Raw genomic sequence first — 18,256 nt, forward strand, 5'->3', positions numbered from 1 at the left:
AAGACGAACTCTACTTTAAATATTTATTTTTACAACTAATAAAAAACATAATACTACATGGCACAAGCTTTAAACATCGTTTGGAATCCCTCAGAAGGAATCGATTTAGGATTTTTTATGATTCGTTATTACAGTTTAATGTTCGTAATCGCCTTTGGATTAGGATGGTTTATAATGAAAAAGATTTTCGAACGCGAAAATGAATCGATAGACAAATTAGATTCTTTATTTGTTTGGACTGTTTTAGCAACTTTGCTTGGTGCTCGTTTAGGACATGTTTTCTTTTACGATTGGGAATATTTTAGAAATCATCTGCTTGAAATCTTTTTACCATTCAAATTTGAACCTAAATTCGAATTTACAGGCTTTCAGGGCTTAGCAAGCCACGGTGCTGCAATAGCAATCATTCTTGCTATGTACTATTACAGCAAAATGATCTTAAAACGTCCTTTATTATGGATTTTAGACCGTGTTGTTATTCCAGTTGCAAGTGGTGCTATTTTTGTTCGTTTGGGGAATTTTTTCAATTCTGAAATAATTGGGCATGAAACTACTTCTGCATTTGGAATTCGTTTTTTACACGATCAATTTAGCAAAGCCGAAGCTGTAAATGCAACTCAGATAGCGAACCCAAAAGATGCATACACTGCTATTGCAACTGACCCTAAATTTGCTGATTTATTAGCACAAGTTCCCGCAAAACATCCTACTCAGTTATATGAAGGAATTTGCTACATCTTTGTATTTGCAATTTTGTATTTCTTATATTGGAAAACGAATGCAAGACTTAAATCAGGATTGTTATTTGGATTATTCTTAGTTCTTTTATTCGTAGTGCGTTTCATCGTAGAATTTGTAAAAGAAAGCCAAGGCGGTTTTGAAAACGAATTAGGTATTTTCTCTACGGGACAATGGTTAAGTATTCCTTTTATCATTATTGGCCTTTTCTTTATCATTAGAGCACAAAGAAATCCTTTAGCCACTTCTTAAAAACAGAATTCAAAAATAAAAGCGCCCAGTATCAAAATATGATATTGGGCGTTTTTTTTTACAATTATCTTAGGAGCAGAAATAGTCATTTCAAAAGAATGTTATGTCCCGCTGTACACTATATCTTTTTCTGTCTAAAGAAGCCAGAAAAAGGATACCGTTCCCATCGGGGCTAAATGAGAGAGTCTAATTTTCATAAGCTATTTAAAACCTTAAATCATGTCTTTAATTAAGTATAAAAATATTAGCAAACAAAATTATACAAACAGAAATATCTCAGTACAAAATCATTCAATTGGCGTTTTGAAGTATTATATCAATATTTCAAACCTTAGTTTAAAAAAAGTTAAAAAAAAAGATCCAACTTTCGTTGGATCTTTTTTAGTATTTAAATTGAAAGCAATTATGCTTTATTATGCTTGTCTTCAATTGTGTGTTTATCATCTTTAGAAATCGTATCAACCAATACTGGCGTTGCGATAAATAATGAAGAATAAGTTCCTACCACAATACCAATTAACATTGCAAAGATAAATCCTCTAATAGATTCTCCACCAAAGATAAACATCGTTAATAATACAATGATCATCATTAATGAAGTATTCAATGTTCTTGATAATGTAGTATTAATAGAAGCATTTACGATATCTTCAAAAGTTCCTTTACGGTTTCCGATGATGAACTCTCTAATTCTATCAAATACAATTACAGTATCGTTCATAGAGTAACCAATTACAGTAAGAATGGCAGCAATAAAGTGCTGATCCATTTCCATGTGGAAAGGCATGAATTTATAACATAAAGAGTAAATTCCTAATACAAAGATTACGTCATGCGCAACAGCTGCAATCGCACCTAATGAATATTGCCATTTACGGAAAGAGATCATTAAGTATAAGAAAATAACTCCCATCGCACCAAGAACTGCCCAGTATGAGTTTGTTTTAATATCTTCAGAAATAGAAGCTCCAACTTTAGAAGATTGTAAAACACCTATTTTTTTACCATCAAAAGTGTTCGTGAATTTATCATAAGTTACATTAGGGAAATACTTCGATAATGCAGCATATAATTTTTGGTTCACTTCCTCATCAACAGCTACACCATCTTCTTTGATTTTGTATTTAGTGGTGATTTTCAATTGATCATCATCACCTAAAATTTTAGCTTCAACTGGAGTACCAAAAGCAGCAGACAATTCATCAGAAATTACAGTAGCATCGATTGGTTTTTCAAATTTAACTTGAAAAGTTCTACCTCCAACAAAATCAACACCTTCATCTAATCCATTAACGAAGAAGATCGAAATTAAACTTACAACAACTACAATTGAAGAGAAGATGTAAGTGAACTTTTTGATTTTGATAAAGTCAAAGTGGAAATTAGTAAACCAGTTTTTAGTGATATTTGTAGAGAAAGTTAAATCACCTTTTCCAGCAATATTTCTGTCAATAAAAATTCTAGCAATAAAAATTGATGTAAACAATGAAGTTACGATACCAATAAGTAATGTTAAAGCAAAACCTTTAATTGGTCCTGTTCCAAAGATAAACAAGATTGCTCCAGTTAAAACGTGAGTTACGTTCGCGTCGATGATAGAACGCATTGCTCCGTGCCATCCGTATGAAGCAACAACTGCTTCTGATAATGACTTGCCTTCACGTAATTCTTCTTTTGCTCTTTCAAATATAATAATGTTGGCATCTACCGCAGTACCTAGTGTTAATACGATACCTGCAATACCTGGTAATGTTAATACAAAACCAAAACTTGCCATAATTCCGAATAAGAAAAGTAAGTTTAATAATAATGCAAGGTTAGCGTACCAACCTGCTTTACCATAATAGAAAACCATCCATAAACAAACTAATAAAAACCCTAATACAGATGAAACTGTTCCAGCATCAATTGCAGCTTGGCCCAAAGATGGCCCAACAACAGTTGATTGAATAATATCAGCAGAAGCTGGTAATTTACCTGCATTTAATACGTTAGCTAAATCTTTAGTTTCAGCAACATCAAAAGAACCTGTAATTTCAGATCTTCCTCCAGCGATTGGACCGCTTGTAACACCAGGAGCAGAATAAACAATATTATCTAAAACAATAGCAATATAACTTTTTTGAGAAAAAGCTCTACCTGTTAATTCTTCCCAGATTTTAGAACCTTGACTGTTCATTTGCATAGAAACAGCTGGTTTTCCTAATTGGTCGAAAGTATCTTTCGCATCAGTTACAACACCACCGCTCATTGCAGGAGAATTGTCTCTGTTACCTTTTAAAGCATATAATTCTACTGCTTCAACTTCTTTTCCTTTAGCATCTTTTAATGTAGTTGGCTTACTCCAAACAAATTTTGCATTGTGTTGGTCAGCAGCCAATAAAATTCTAATTTCTGGTCTTTTAAAATAAGCATTTACAGTTGCAGTATCTTTTGGTGCAAAATAACCTAAAACTGGTCCGCCACCTTGACCGATCATTTTGTCAAATAATGGATTGTTCCCTTTTTTAGTATCAACAGAATCTTTAGCATCAGTTAATAAAGCATTCAATGAATCTTTAGCAACAGTTTTAGTTTCTGTTTTTTTGATTTCAGTCTTTTTTAAAGCTTCATTAGTCGCTACTAAAAAATTTCCAATTTCTTCAATTTTAAAAGTTTCCCAAAACTCTAATTGAGCTTTTCCTCCTAATAATTTTTTAATTCTATCAACATCTTTAGCACCTGGAAGTTCTACTAAGATTCTTCCTGTTTCTCCTAATTTTTGAACATTTGGCTGTGTAACACCAAATTTATCGATACGCTCTCTTAGTACTTTATAAGCACTTTCAACAGACTCATCAACTTTTCTTTTAATTACTTTTTGAACTTGCGCATCAGACATTTGAAAATCGATTCCACCTTCTCCTTGTAAACTTCTGTTTGCAAAGATATCTGGCGAAGCTAATTTTGTAGTTCCGTTTGAGTTCGCTTCAAAAGCTTCGAAAAACTTATTTAAATAGGTTTTGTTTCCTTCTAAATTTGCACTTGCATCGGCTAATGATTTATTAAATACTGGATTTTTAGAATTGTTAGATAATCCCTTTAAAACATCTTTAATAGAAATTTGAAGAATAACGTTGATTCCGCCTTCTAAGTCAAGACCTTTATTAAGCTGTTTGTTTTTTACTTCATTATAAGTAAAATCCGTAAACCCAAGATTTACCACTTTTTCTTTACCAATAGAATCTAAATATTTTAGCTCTTTATCAGGATTGTCTCCTGCAAAAGCTTTAGCCTCACTTTTGACGTTATTTGCCACAAAAGTGAAAGAAAGTTGGTAAATACTTACCAATGCAAATAGAATTGCGAAAAATTTAATAAGTCCTTTATTCTGCATTATTACTAAAAATTAATTATGTTTTATTGTTTGTTTTTGTTTTAAAGTCCCATAAAATAAGCCCTGACATGAGTTTTTAAAACTAAAAAATCGAGATCACGAATTACCACATTTTTTTTAAACCGAGCAAATATATAATTAACGAAAAGATTAACCAATTTATTTATTAATTAATCTCAAAAAAAAGACTGCAAAAGTGCAGCCTTTCTCTTTTTTTTACCAAATCGTTATTATAAAATCGATTTTAAAGCATCATTCATTCCACGAACAGCATCTGCACTTTTAGCAAATAATGCCTTCTCCTGATCGTTTAACTGAATATCCAAAATTTCTTCAACTCCGTTTTTACCTATTATACAAGGTACTCCAATACAGATATCTTTTTGTCCATATTCTCCTTCTACAAAAACAGAACAGGCAATCATTTTCTTTTGATCATTTAAAATACTATCTACTAGATAAGCAACAGAAGCTCCTGGCGCATACCAAGCAGAAGTTCCTAAAAGACCTGTAAGAGTAGCTCCACCAACCATTGTGTCAGCAGCTACTTTCTGCAATACTTCTTCTGAAAGAAATTCAGTTACAGGAATTCCGTTATAAGATGCCAAACGTGTTAATGGAATCATAGTAGTATCACCATGTCCTCCTATAACCATTGCTGAAATATCGTTTGCTGGTTTATCTAAAGCCAAAGAAAGATAAGTTCTAAAACGAGAGCTGTCTAAAGCACCGCCCATACCTATAATTCTGTTTTTTGGCAATCCAGTTGATTTTAGTGCTAAATATGTCATAGTATCCATCGGATTCGAAACAACAACTATTATAGTATCAGGAGAATATTTCAATACATTTTCAGCAACTGTTTTTACAATTCCTGCGTTTATACCAATCAATTCTTCACGAGTCATTCCTGGTTTTCTTGGAATTCCAGATGTAATAACTACTACATCACTTCCAGCAGTTTTAGAATAGTCGTTAGTTACACCAGATACTTTGGTATTAAACCCAGTATTTGTTGCACATTGCATAATATCCAATGCTTTCCCTTCGGCAAAACCTTCTTTAATATCCAACAACACTACTTCGCTTGCAATTCCTCTATAAGAAATAACATCTGCACATGTAGCTCCAACATTTCCTGCTCCTACAATGGTAACTTTCATATTTTATACTTTATCGGTTATTAATTAGTTTGTTTATTTGATAAATCGACAATTCGTTTAATCGTTTAAGTAAATTTAAACAATTAAACGAATTGAAGGTTAAACTTTGTTATGCATCTATATTTGCGTAAACTGCATTTTTCTCAATGAATTCTCTACGTGGTGGCACTTCGTCTCCCATTAACATAGAGAAAACTCTATCAGCCTCAGCCAAACTGTCAATAGTTACCTGACGTAAAGTTCTGAAGTTTGGATCCATTGTAGTTTCCCATAATTGCTCCGCGTTCATCTCTCCAAGACCTTTATAACGTTGGATAGCTGCACTTCCTCCCATTCTTTCGTTAGCTTGATCACGCTGTACATCATTCCAAGCATATTCTTTTTTATTTCCTTTTTTAACTAAGTATAAAGGCGGCGCTGCAATATAAACGTGACCTTCTTCGATCAATTCTTTCATAAAACGGAAGAAGAACGTTAATATTAAGGTAGAAATGTGACTACCATCGACATCGGCATCACACATGATAATTACCTTATGATATCTTAGTTTCTCAAGATTTAAAGCCTTACTATCTTCTGCGGTTCCAACTGTAACTCCTAAAGCGGTGAAAATGTTACGAATCTCTTCGTTTTCGAATACTTTATGGTGCATCGCTTTTTCAACATTCAAAATCTTACCACGTAATGGCAAAATCGCTTGAAAATTACGGTCACGACCTTGTTTTGCTGTTCCTCCAGCCGAATCTCCCTCGACAAGATAAACTTCACATCTTGCAGGATCTTGTTCAGAACAATCAGATAATTTCCCTGGTAATCCTCCACCGCCCATAACGGTTTTACGTTGTACCATTTCACGTGCTTTTTTCGCCGCATGACGAGCCTGAGCCGCTAAAATTACTTTTTGAATAATGATTCGGGCATCATTTGGATTTTCTTCCAAATAATTTTCTAGCATTTCTCCAACTGCTTGAGAAACTGGAGAAACTACTTCTCTGTTTCCAAGTTTAGTTTTTGTCTGACCTTCGAATTGTGGTTCCGCAACTTTTACAGAAATAATAGCTGTTAAACCTTCACGGAAATCATCTCCTGCAATTTCGAATTTTAATTTATCCAACATTCCAGAGGCATCTGCGTATTTTTTAAGGGTTCTTGTTAAACCACTTCTAAAACCTTGTAAATGCGTTCCTCCTTCATGTGTATTAATATTATTTACGTATGAGAAAATATTCTCTGTATAACTTGTATTGTAAATTAAGGCAACTTCAACAGGAATTTCACCTTTTTCGTTATCCATGCTGATTACGTGAGAGATAATTGGCTCACGGTTTCCATCTAAATAACGGATGTATTCTTTAAGACCTTCATCAGAATGAAAAACTTCAACTTTAAATTCTCCTTTTTCGTCTACTTCTCTTTTGTCTGTAAATGTGATTGTTATTCCTTTGTTTAAGAAAGAAAGCTCACGCATACGAGCTGATAACGTATCATAAGAGAACTCTGTAGTTTGAGTAAAGATGGTATCGTCTGGGTAAAAAGTCTGACGTGTACCCCTTTTATCTGTTTCTCCGATTTGTTTTACCGGATACATTGCTTTACCTCTTTCGTATTCTTGCTCGTAGATTTTTCCGTCTCTGAAAACTGTCGATTTCATGTGAACCGAAAGTGCATTTACTACAGAAACCCCAACACCGTGCAAACCTCCAGAAACTTTATAAGAATCTTTATCAAATTTACCTCCGGCACCAATTTTAGTCATTACTACCTCAAGAGCAGAAACTCCCTCTTTTTTATGTAAATCAACTGGAATACCACGACCGTTATCTTCAACTGTTACCGAACCGTCTTCGTTAATTGCAACACCAATGGTATCACAATGTCCGCCCATCGCCTCATCAATAGAGTTATCAACAACCTCATAAACCAAATGATGCAGCCCTCGAACCCCCACATCTCCAATATACATCGACGGACGCATTCTTACGTGCTCCATTCCTTCTAATGCCTGAATACTATCTGCTGAATAATTGTTCTTCTTGATTTCTTCGCTCATATAATTTATTCTAAAAAATGTAATTATTGTCTAACACGCAAATATATAAAAACGCAAATTATATATCCGTTAAAATACGATTTAAAGCACTTAAGTTATTAACACAATTGTCTGAAAAACCAAAAAATAAATTCCAAATTCAAAAAATTGGTGTCTTTAAAAAACCAAATTCCAAATTCTTGCCAAAATTCCAAATTCATAAAGATAAAACAATATATAAAATCAAATAATGAAACTCCATTTTAAAAAAACAAAATCCGAAACAACCAAATGTCATTTCGGATTTTATATTTTAAAACTAACAAACAATGCAATCCAATTGGAATTTGGAAGTCACGATGTTTGGAATTTCTTTTTATTATCTTTTATTAAAATCTCCAGCGTAAACAGATGTCATTTTATCTAAGGTTAAATATTTCTTTAAAACAGCATTCACTTCTTCTACTTTTAATGCTTTAACTTTATTTTCTAAAGTATCATAATCTTCTAAAGGAATTCCGTATTCTAAATAAGTATTCACTAAATTCATCAAAGTGTCATCATTTCCTAATCTTGTTTTTCTTTCATTTTGCCAGCTTTTTAAGTTTGATTTTAGCTCTTCATCTGTAAAACCATCTTTTAGCGCTTTTGCAATTTCTTCTTTAGTCGCCACTTCTACAGCACTCTTTTTTGTCGGATTTAAAAAAGCATAATATTCCCAATACGCTACATCATTTGTAATAGGCACATCAATGAAAGAACCTGCTCCATAACTTATCCCTTCTTTCTCTCTCAACCTCATTGGAATTCTAGCACTCAGAAAACCACCGCTTCCTAAAATTTCATTTGCCATAACAAATGCAGGAAAATCAGCACTGTTTCTGTTCATTTTAAAACTTATTTTTCCTAACGCTACAGCATTTTCTTTGTCTGGCGTAACAAAATCTTTATCTAGTTTTTTAGTTTCAAAATAAGTAGGTTTCGCAAGTTCGTATTTTGATTTAGAATTCCACTTTCCAAAAGTATTTTCTAAAATTTGTACTGTAGATTTTGATTCTAAATCTCCAACTACACTTCCTACTCCGTTGTTTCCTCCTAAAATATTTGCATAAAAATCAACCAGCTCTGATTGTTTTATTTTTTTATAAGCATCTATTTGTTCCTGAACTGTCGATGTATAAAAAATACTTTCTTTAGGATACGAAGATGTTTGTCTTGCTATCTCATTTACAGCAATAGATTGCGGATCATTAAGATTAGCCTCAAGATAGGTATTGTATTCACTAATTGTTTTAGTTAATTCGTTTTGTGGAAAAGTTGAATTTACAAGCAAATCGCCTAAAATCTCCATCACTTCTTTAAAATTCTCCTTGTAAGTATTGATGCTAACACCTAAAACCTGCCCAGAATAACTAAAATAGATACTAGATTTTAATTGATCTAATCGATCCTGAATCTGTTCTTTGCTTTTCGTTTTAGTGCCTGTTTTAAGAAGCTGTGCCATGATAGCTCCAACATCTGTTTTTCCTTGTAAATCTTTTTCGTTACTTACTGGAAATTTAAAATTAGCCTGAACTTTCCCTCCTTTTATTTCTTTTTTAATCAATCCGTATTTTAAGCCATTGCTAAGTTTTCCTTCTGTTAAGTTTTGTTTTAGATTTTTGATCGAAGCTTCAAATGGAGCCGCTTCTTTCTCCAAAGCTTTTCCTTTATAATCTTTCGTTAAAGCCACAACTTGCTCATCTGTATACTCAATAGATTTTACTCTTTGTTCGTCTTTCGACGGAATAAATATTCCAACTGTTCTATTATTGCTTCTAAAATATTTCTCTGCAACTCGCTGCACATCTTCTTTTGTCAATTTTTCAACAGCATCTCTGTACAAATATCCCAATCTAAAGTCACCGGCACCAATAATTTCGGTAAGATTAATAGCAAAAGAAATGGTATTATTTTTTATTCCATCTATTTGTTTTATAAGCTTCGCTTTAGCTCTCTCTACATCTTGATCTGTGTATTTGGTCGTCGCAATTTTATCCAATTCTCCTCTCACAATATCTTTTGTAGTTCTAATATCCTTATCGTTTGGGACTGCAACTCCAAAATACATAAAACTTGCATCTCTAACATTTGGCTGCCATACATACAAACTTGAAACTTTTTGGGTTTCTACTAAAGCTTTATATAAATATCCTGATGGATCTGAGGTCAGAATTTCACCCAACGCATCAATCGCAGCAAAATCTTTATCTGCATACGGCACTGTATGGTATAAGGCTCCAACATTTTTGCTGTCTCCTGCTCTATTTAACTCTACAAATTTTTCTCCATCTTGTGCTGGTTCAATAGTATACGTTTTATCCAAAACTCTTTTAGGTTTCGGAATAGCTCCAAAATATTGCCCAACATACTGCAAAGCTTTTTGCTCATCAAATTTACCAGCAATTATTAAAGTCGAATTATCTGGCTGATAGTACTTTTCATAAAAAACTCTAAGTCTATTTGCTTTTACTCTTTCTATATCTTCTTTACTTCCAATGGTGCTTCTGCCGTAATTGTGCCATAAATAAGCTGCAGAAAGAATTCTTTCCTGCAAAACACCATCTGGATTATTTTCTCCTATTTCAAATTCGTTTCTTACTACTGAAAATTCTTTGTCAAGATCAGTTTGTAAAATAGTAGCATTAATCATTCTGTCAGCTTCCATTTCAAGGCTCCATTTTAAGTTCTCATCGCTTGACGGAAAAACTTCGTAATAATTAGTTCTGTCCAACCAAGTTGTTCCGTTGGCATTTCCTCCTTTGTCTGAGAGCATTTTTTTAATGTCACCTAAATTTTTAGTGCTTTTAAAAAGCATATGCTCTAACAAATGCGCCATTCCTTTTTCACCATATCCTTCATTTCGAGAACCAACACTATAAACAATATTGACTACCATATTGCTTTGAGAAGCATCTGGAATTAAAAGAACTTTCAATCCATTATTTAATGAATATTCTTTAACACCTTCGACATTTGTAATGTATTTGGGTGTTTCAGCTTTTTGCGCATAAACTGAACTCAACGAAACGAATGAGCAGTACAAAATTCCACTTAGTATTAGGTTTCTCATAGATTGTGTTTAATTATTTGGATTTAATTATTCTTGGTAATCAAATATAGTATTTTTCCTAAACACGCTAAACTGAAATTAACTTAGTTTTAATAATTTAGCTCAAAATAAAATGGCAATATTAAATTCTAATTTTTGAAATTCGAAATTCCAAAAATTGATTAAAAAAAAAATCCGAAACAACATTTCAAATGTTAGTTTCGGATTTTGTATTTCTTTCCTAATTGGGATTTGTAATTTAATTTTTTTTTAAATTTAATCTAAATGCTAATAATAGATTTCAAAGCATCAGCTCTTACGTGTGCAGCATTTGCTCTTCCGCTCGGATCAAGATTGTCTTGCCATTTCGGAATCCATTTGCGAACCGTTTGCGCCGCACTAACCTGTGGATAAAATTTATGAAAAATGGATCTGTATAAATAAGCTTCTTTTGTTGTTGGCGAATTATACGGAAATTCAGCAGCAGCGCCAGCCAATTGTTCATCTGAAACTTGAGAAGCACAATATTCGATCAATTCATCAACCCAGCTGTAACCAACTCCGTCAGAAAACTGCTCTTTTTGACGCCATAAAACTTCCGCCGGCAAGTACGGGTTTTCGGGTGTATCAAAAGCTTTTCTTAAGATATATTTTTCAATTCCATCATACGTTTTTGGCTGTTTCTCCTCTGTTTTAATTCGGATTGATACATCTAAAAAGGCTGCGTCTAAAAAAGGAGTTCTAGCTTCTAACCCATGAGCCATTGTTGTTTTATCCACACGCAATAAATCGGCAGTAAATAATTTTTGAACTCTTTCGATTGTTTCATCTTGAAATTCTTCTGTTGAAGGGGCGTTTCTAAAATACAAATGTCCTCCAAAAATCTCATCAGCACCTTCTCCAGATAAAACTACTTTTATTTCTTGTTCAGCAATCGCTTTAGAAAGCAAATACATTGGAACTCCCGATCTTACCGAAATAATATCATAAGTTTCTATATGATAAATTACTTTTTCTAAAATCTGGACCCCTTCTTCTACCGTAAAATGAACTTCATGATGTTCTGTTCCTAAAAACGCCGCTGCTATTCTTGCAGCTTTATTATCAGGAGCATCTGCATCTAAACCAATAGAAAACGAATGCAGCTTTTCGCCTTTATCTTTTAACAATCTCGAAGCAATTGATGAAATTAAAGAAGTATCTAAACCGCCTGATAACACAACTCCAACTGGAACTTCGCTCATTAAACGTTTACGAACCGCCTCGATTAAAGTTTCGCGTATTAAATCTAAATCAAGATTTTCAACCGCATTTCTGTGATCTTCGTATTCAGGCTGGTAATATTTTACAAAACCTGTTTTAGCAGTATAATAATGTCCCGGAGGAAAAGTCGAAAATGATTTACATTGATCTGCAATTGATTTCATTTCTGAAGAAAAATAAATTCTTCCTCTTTCATCTAAACCATAATACAAAGGCTTCACACCAATCGGGTCTCTTCCTGCAATATAATCATCACCGTCAATTATGACGAAAGCAAAATCTCCATCAAGTTTGTTACAGAAATTATAACCGAATTCCTCATACAAATGCACGATCACTTCAGAATCGGATTGCGTTCTAAATGTATGTTCTTTTAAAACCGTGTTTTTTAATTCCTGATAATTATAAATCTCACCATCGTGTACCATCCAAGCTCGGTTTGTTCCTTGAATTGGCTGTTTTCCAGAATGCAAATCAATAATTGATAAACTTTCATGGCAAATAACACTGCCGTTATCCATAATATGCAAGTCACGTTCATCAGGCCCTCGATGTGACATTCTGTTAGAAAGCTCTTTTACGAGTTGCGGGTCTTTTCCTTTACCAATAACGGCCAATAATCCAGACATACTCTTCTATTTTTTATTTATTATTTTTTTAATCGCTTCCCAAATAAAGCGAAGACTTATAAAACTGATTATAATTATGCAATATTTCGCAAAACTAATATTATTTTCTATTTTTCTTTACTATCAATATTATAATCTCACCGATTTAACTTTATTTAAGCAAATGCCAAATATAAAAAAGTAAAGCCAAATAATTGCCGAAAATTATTTTTAAGTAGTTGAAATAATAGAATTTAACAATTTAAGACACAAAAGACGTTCTCGAGGAGAACGTCTTTGCTTAATATATACTAAATTCAAAAATTAATTATTATACTTTGGCATAGGCATCGTCATGTACACTTGCTACAGCTCTGCCTGACGGATCGTTCATGTTTTTGAAAGCTTCATCCCACTCTAAAGCGATTTTTGTACTGCAGGCAACACTTGCTTCCTGAGGTACGCATAAAGCGGCCGCATCACTTGGGAAATGTTCAGCAAAAATAGAACGATAGTAATATTCTTCTTTAGAAGTTGGCGTTTGAAGCGGGAATTTATATCTCGCATTTGCCAATTGTTCATCTGAAACTTCTTTAGCTACAACTTCTTTCAAAGTGTCAATCCAGCTGTATCCTACACCATCAGAAAATTGTTCTTTTTGTCTCCATGCAACACTTTCTGGAAGCATATCTTCAAAAGCTTTACGAACTACCCATTTTTCCATCGGGTGTTCTTTGTTGATCATTTTATCTTGTGGATTGATGCGCATTGCAACATCCATAAATTCTTTGTCTAAGAAAGGAACACGGCCTTCGATTCCCCAAGCTGCTAAACTTTTGTTGGCACGCAAACAATCGTACATATGAAGTTTTCCTAATTTACGAACGTTTTCTTCATGAAATTCTCTAGCATTTGGCGCTTTGTGGAAATACAAATAGCCTCCAAATAACTCATCTGCGCCTTCTCCAGACAATACCATTTTAATTCCCATTGATTTAATAACTCTAGCCATTAACCACATAGGAGTTGAAGCTCTAACTGTAGTAACATCATACGTTTCTAAGTTGTAAATAACATCACGAACCGCATCTAAACCTTCTTGAATTGTAAATTTAATTTCGTGGTGAATCGTTCCGATATGCTTTGCAACAATTTGAGCAGCTGCTAAATCAGGTGAACCATCTAATCCAACTGAAAAAGAGTGCAATTGTGGATACCAAGCCTCTGTAGTATCATCAGACTCAATACGTTTTTGTGCAAATTTTTTGGCAACAGCCGAAGTGATAGACGAATCTAGACCTCCAGAAAGCAAAACTCCATAAGGAACGTCACTCATCAATTGTCTGTGAACTGCCGCTTCTAAAGCTTCTTTAATAGCAGGAATACTTGTTTCGTTGTCTTTTACAGCATCGTATTCTGTCCAGTCTCTTTTGTACCATTGTACAAATTCTCCGTCCTTGCTTGTCATATAATGTCCTGGAGGAAACAATTGAATTTTTGTGCAATATCCTTCTAATGCTTTTAGCTCAGATGCTACATAAAAAGTTCCATCCTGATCCCATCCAATATATAATGGAATAATTCCCATATGATCGCGGGCAATAAAATACTCGTCTTTCTCAACATCATAAATTGCAAATCCAAAGATTCCGTTCATTTCATCCACGAAATCAGGTCCTTTTTCTTTGTAAAGAGCCAAGATAACCTCGCAGTCGCTTTCAGTTTGAAAGTTATATTTTCCTTCAAATTGTTTACGCAATTCTCTGTGGTTGTAAATTTCACCATTTGCAGCCAAAACCAATTTTTTATCTTCTGTAAATAAAGGTTGTTTTCCTGAAGCTGGATCTACAATTGCCAAACGCTCATGAGATAAAATTGCTTTATCATTACTGTAAATACCGCTCCAGTCTGGTCCGCGGTGACGAATGATTTTAGACATTTCTAATACTTGAGGTCTTAAGGTTTCGGCTTTTTGTTTTAGATCAAAGGCACATACGATTCCACACATAACTATATATTTTTATTTTTAAATTTTATTTTGATAGGGCAAAGATGCAGTATTGGTTATAATTGAAAAACACAAATACGCATTTCAGTTATAATTTTAAATCATTGTTTTGTTTTTACATATAAAATGTAAAATTTTAACAGCAAAAAAAGCCTTGAACTTGAAAATTTCAATTTTCAGGCCAAACCACGAGTTAAATTGAAGGTTTTGAAGAAATCTTTGAATTAAATCTTAAGATTTAAAATAAACGGTAAAGAATTTTCAATAGGAAGGACAAATCTTATTTTGAAATTATTTTATGCTCAATATTTTCAAACTTGTCACAAGGTTAATTTAAACTATTCAATACTTTGAATAATGTAATGAGTCTTATTAATTTCGAATTGAAACCCAACTTTATTTCCCATTAAATGCGAACCCAAAGGAGATTGTGGAGAAAGTGCAATAACATTAATACCGTCAATGGTAATTTTTGGCAATGCTACACTTACATATAAATAAATTCCGTTAGCCTTAACCAAACTTCCAGAAATGATGTTTTCAGTAATTTTAGCATCATCTATTTTATCTAAAATTGCTTTTTGATTTATAGCTTCTTTTAGTTTATTTGTCAATTTTTCTTGTTCGATATGCATCATAGACAAAGCAGTTTCGTGTTTGTCTCCGGCAGAACCTTTTGCATCATTTTTAGAATCTTCTGTCAAAGCCGAAATCATGTCTCTAAAAACATCTATTCGATCTTGAACCATTTGCAAATAATAAGAATGTATTTTTTGTTTGAAAGTCATTTTTTTGAATAGTGAGGTTCTGAGTTACAAAGATGCAAAGGTTTTTGAGGATGCAAAAAAAAATAGCCACGAATTCACGAATTTACTCCAAAAAATTCATGAACTCATGGCTGAAAGGCACTTTTATAAAAAACTTTGTGCCTTAGTTTCTTCCTGGCAAAACCTTCTTAAAAATCGAATTTATAATTTCCTCCAACTAAAACTTGGAATCCTTGAACTGGGTAGTTCAACCATCTTTCGTAGGCTTGATTCCCAATATTATTCAATTTCAAAAAGAAAGTCAAACGTTCGTTATATTTGTATCCTAAATGTGCATTTGCATCAAAATAACTTTTTAAAGTAACCGGAACTCCAAGAGTTGCCACATCAAAATTAGTCTGCATATCTTTACGTTCTCCAACAAAGAAAACATTCAAACCAGCATACCATTGTTTTGTAATATTTACATCTAAATTTGAGCTTAATTTCATCGATGGCAAGTTCCAAGCTTCTAAACCGTCTGTTTTATAACTATTAAAAGTTCCGTTGATTCCGAAAGAAACATTTTGAGAGAAATCAGCTTTTAATTCTGCATAAAAACGAAGTGTTCTTACGTCATCATAAACCACTCCAAACGAGTTTCCAAAGGCATAATTTTGATTTGAAAAATCTTCTGTATAATCATTGCTTTTAAACAATGCTTTATCTTTTTCATTCAAATATGAACCTGTCAAATTATAACTGATATTATTGGCTAATTTTCCTTTTAATCCAGCAAAAACATTATATTGAGTACTGCTTGGTCTCATATTTAAAGTTGGAGATAAAAACGGATTGTCAGTAACAAAATCAGCATAAGAATTTTGATTTAAACTACCATTTACACCTGTGTAAAAAATCATTAAATCGCCTACTAATTTATACGAAGCATTTACTTTTGGATAAATATAAAATTTGTTGCCACTGTTCTCAGAATCTAAGCCGTAAAATAATCCAGCTCCTAATTCTAATGTCCAATCGTTTTCATGAACCACAAAACTTGGTTCAATTCCAAAATTAGTCAAACTGTATTTTACAGGTTCAATATTCGTTAAAGCATAATTATTTTCAAAAGATCCGCTAACGTGATCTACGATAATATTTGTGTTTATTGATTGATCCATTACATCCACTTTAAATGAAGGTTTCAAATAAAAACGATTTTCTGAAGAAGAAAAACTATCTGAAAAGTGTGTAAATCTGGTTGAAATTTTATTAAAAATCCCTTCATTAAATTCGATGTTTCCTCCTAATGAAATCGTGTTATAAGAATGATTTGGGTTAATTCCCCTAATTAAATCTTCCTGCTGTTCTGGTGGTAAAGTCATTCCGAAATCAGCCGGCAATCCGTACCAATTGTATATTTGATTTTGATAACCCAAATCGACACTCCATGACATATCACGATTGTTTACGCCATAACCAACATTTAAGGCAGTATCATAAAATTCGTCGTTTAGGTTCACATCTTTAATTCCGCCCTGAGACGAATGATGACGAAACATTCCAGCCACATAATCATTATTACCTAAATCTTGTGTTACAAATAATTCTGCATTCAGTGTTCCGTAATTTCCAACTCCTAAAGTAGCATAATTATTAAACAATCTTTCTTTTTTAGATTTTTCAACACCTTCAGCTTTCCCTTTTGAAGGGGTAAAAGTCGATGCAACAGGAACAGACAGAATACTATATTTAATAGTTTCTTTAGGCTGATTTCCTGAATCGTCAAGCGAAGGTGTTTCCTTTACTTTAAACGCATCAGATATTGTTGGCGAATATGGTTTTACTACGTTTACCGTTTCAGTTCCAATTGTTTCATTTTTCTTTTGAGAAAACGAAAGCTGAACAACAAACAACAGCAGTAAAATGATAATTTTATTTTGGCAATTAATTTTCATATTTCTTTATTTTTTTCAGAGAAAAGAAAATCGAATAAAGAGAATATACTTCTCTCTCTTTCTACAATTTTCTTATTTCTTGACTCTATTTTCTTTTTCTAAAATCTATATTCTATTTTCTAAAATCTTTGTTCTTGGCTCTATTTTCTAGTTTTCCCACTCGCCTTTTGCAACAAATTGCGCTTTTCCTCCAATTTCAATATCAAACAAATTGTCCTTTACTTTTCCTTTAAAATAAATTTGGGACGGACGATTTATATAATCTCCCTGATAATTGATTAATTCAAATTCAGGTTTATGATATTTTAATAGAAAAGCCTGAAGGCATGTACTGGCACTTCCTGTGGCGGCATCTTCTACTAATTGATTGTGCTCGATACACAACATTCTGCTAAACAATTTTGAGCCTTCTAAATAATAAAAATACAAGCCTCTGTGCGTTGTTTTACAATTCTTTTTCAGCCATTGATCTGTTTTATCTTTATCTAAAACTAAATTTTCGAGCGCTTTTTTATTGCTCAATCCAACCATTACAAAGGCACTCCCTGTTGTAACTTCCTGAATTGGAAATTGGTTTTCAAAATCTTCTTTTTTCAGATTACTGAATAACGTGAAATCTTCTTTCGAAAAAATATCCCAAAATTTCGGCTGTGCTGCTTTTAACCAAATTAAATCTTCCGTTTGATGAATTGGAATTTCTCCGATCGGAACATTCAATTTTATATTTTCAGGCGAGTTATCAAATATCTTATTAATCAAAACCCATGAAGTTCCAATTATCGGATGACCCGCAAACTGCATTTCTTGAGATGGTGTAAATATTTTAATCGCTGCTTTATTATTTTCCCTATCGAGTTTGGTAACAAAAGTGCTTTCTGCAAAATTAATTTCGCGAGCAATATTTTGCATTTCTTCTGAACTCAAATTTTCTGCATCCAAAAAAACGGCCAGCTGATTTCCAGCATATTTCTTATCAGCAAAAACATCAATTATATAAAAAGGTAAACTCATGATTTTTTTA

The 18,256-nt window shown here is 33.0% G+C and carries 10 protein-coding genes; 1 reads left to right on the top strand and 9 read right to left on the bottom strand.

Features of this window, described 5'->3' with window-relative positions:
* Nucleotides 1-57: 57 nt before the first annotated feature.
* Nucleotides 58-990, top strand: coding sequence for a prolipoprotein diacylglyceryl transferase (gene lgt / locus IR010_RS05160; protein WP_194567118.1), 933 nt, complete (start codon nucleotides 58-60; stop codon nucleotides 988-990).
* Between the two features lie 403 nt (nucleotides 991-1,393).
* Here lgt and secDF read toward each other — a convergent pair whose 3' ends face one another.
* From secDF to IR010_RS05205, 9 genes are all read right to left on the bottom strand, one after another.
* Complete coding sequence (gene secDF, locus IR010_RS05165) at nucleotides 1,394-4,366, bottom strand: protein translocase subunit SecDF (RefSeq protein WP_194602148.1); 2,973 nt, start codon at nucleotides 4,364-4,366, stop codon at nucleotides 1,394-1,396.
* Nucleotides 4,367-4,596: 230 nt separating this feature from the next.
* Nucleotides 4,597-5,529 (bottom strand): malate dehydrogenase, encoded by a 933-nt coding sequence (mdh, locus tag IR010_RS05170; protein ID WP_029268795.1) that lies wholly within the window; start codon nucleotides 5,527-5,529, stop codon nucleotides 4,597-4,599.
* A gap of 109 nt (nucleotides 5,530-5,638) precedes the next feature.
* A complete protein-coding gene (gene gyrB, locus IR010_RS05175) occupies nucleotides 5,639-7,579 on the bottom strand; it encodes a DNA topoisomerase (ATP-hydrolyzing) subunit B (protein ID WP_029268794.1) in 1,941 nt (646 codons plus the stop codon).
* Nucleotides 7,580-7,937: 358 nt separating this feature from the next.
* Nucleotides 7,938-10,670: a M16 family metallopeptidase gene (locus IR010_RS05180; protein WP_194602151.1), complete on the bottom strand. Its 2,733-nt coding sequence runs from the start codon at nucleotides 10,668-10,670 to the stop codon at nucleotides 7,938-7,940.
* A 260-nt stretch (nucleotides 10,671-10,930) separates the two neighbouring features.
* The gene (asnB, locus tag IR010_RS05185) at nucleotides 10,931-12,541 is read right to left on the bottom strand and encodes an asparagine synthase B (protein WP_194567123.1); all 1,611 of its coding nucleotides are present in this window, start codon (nucleotides 12,539-12,541) and stop codon (nucleotides 10,931-10,933) included.
* 310 nt (nucleotides 12,542-12,851) lie between these two features.
* Nucleotides 12,852-14,528: an asparagine synthase B gene (gene asnB / locus IR010_RS05190; RefSeq protein ID WP_194567125.1), complete on the bottom strand. Its 1,677-nt coding sequence runs from the start codon at nucleotides 14,526-14,528 to the stop codon at nucleotides 12,852-12,854.
* A gap of 338 nt (nucleotides 14,529-14,866) precedes the next feature.
* The gene (locus IR010_RS05195; protein WP_194602154.1) at nucleotides 14,867-15,316 is read right to left on the bottom strand and encodes a hypothetical protein; all 450 of its coding nucleotides are present in this window, start codon (nucleotides 15,314-15,316) and stop codon (nucleotides 14,867-14,869) included.
* A 167-nt stretch (nucleotides 15,317-15,483) separates the two neighbouring features.
* Entirely contained in the window at nucleotides 15,484-17,235 is a 1,752-nt protein-coding gene (locus tag IR010_RS05200) for a hypothetical protein (RefSeq protein ID WP_029268782.1), read from the bottom strand.
* Nucleotides 17,236-17,382: 147 nt separating this feature from the next.
* Nucleotides 17,383-18,246, bottom strand: a complete 864-nt coding sequence (locus tag IR010_RS05205; protein WP_194602157.1) for a PhzF family phenazine biosynthesis protein — start codon at nucleotides 18,244-18,246, stop codon at nucleotides 17,383-17,385.
* Nucleotides 18,247-18,256: the final 10 nt, after the last annotated feature.

This window comes from Flavobacterium sp. MR2016-29 (genome assembly GCF_015350695.1).
In the GTDB taxonomy this organism is placed as follows: Bacteria; Bacteroidota; Bacteroidia; order Flavobacteriales; family Flavobacteriaceae; genus Flavobacterium.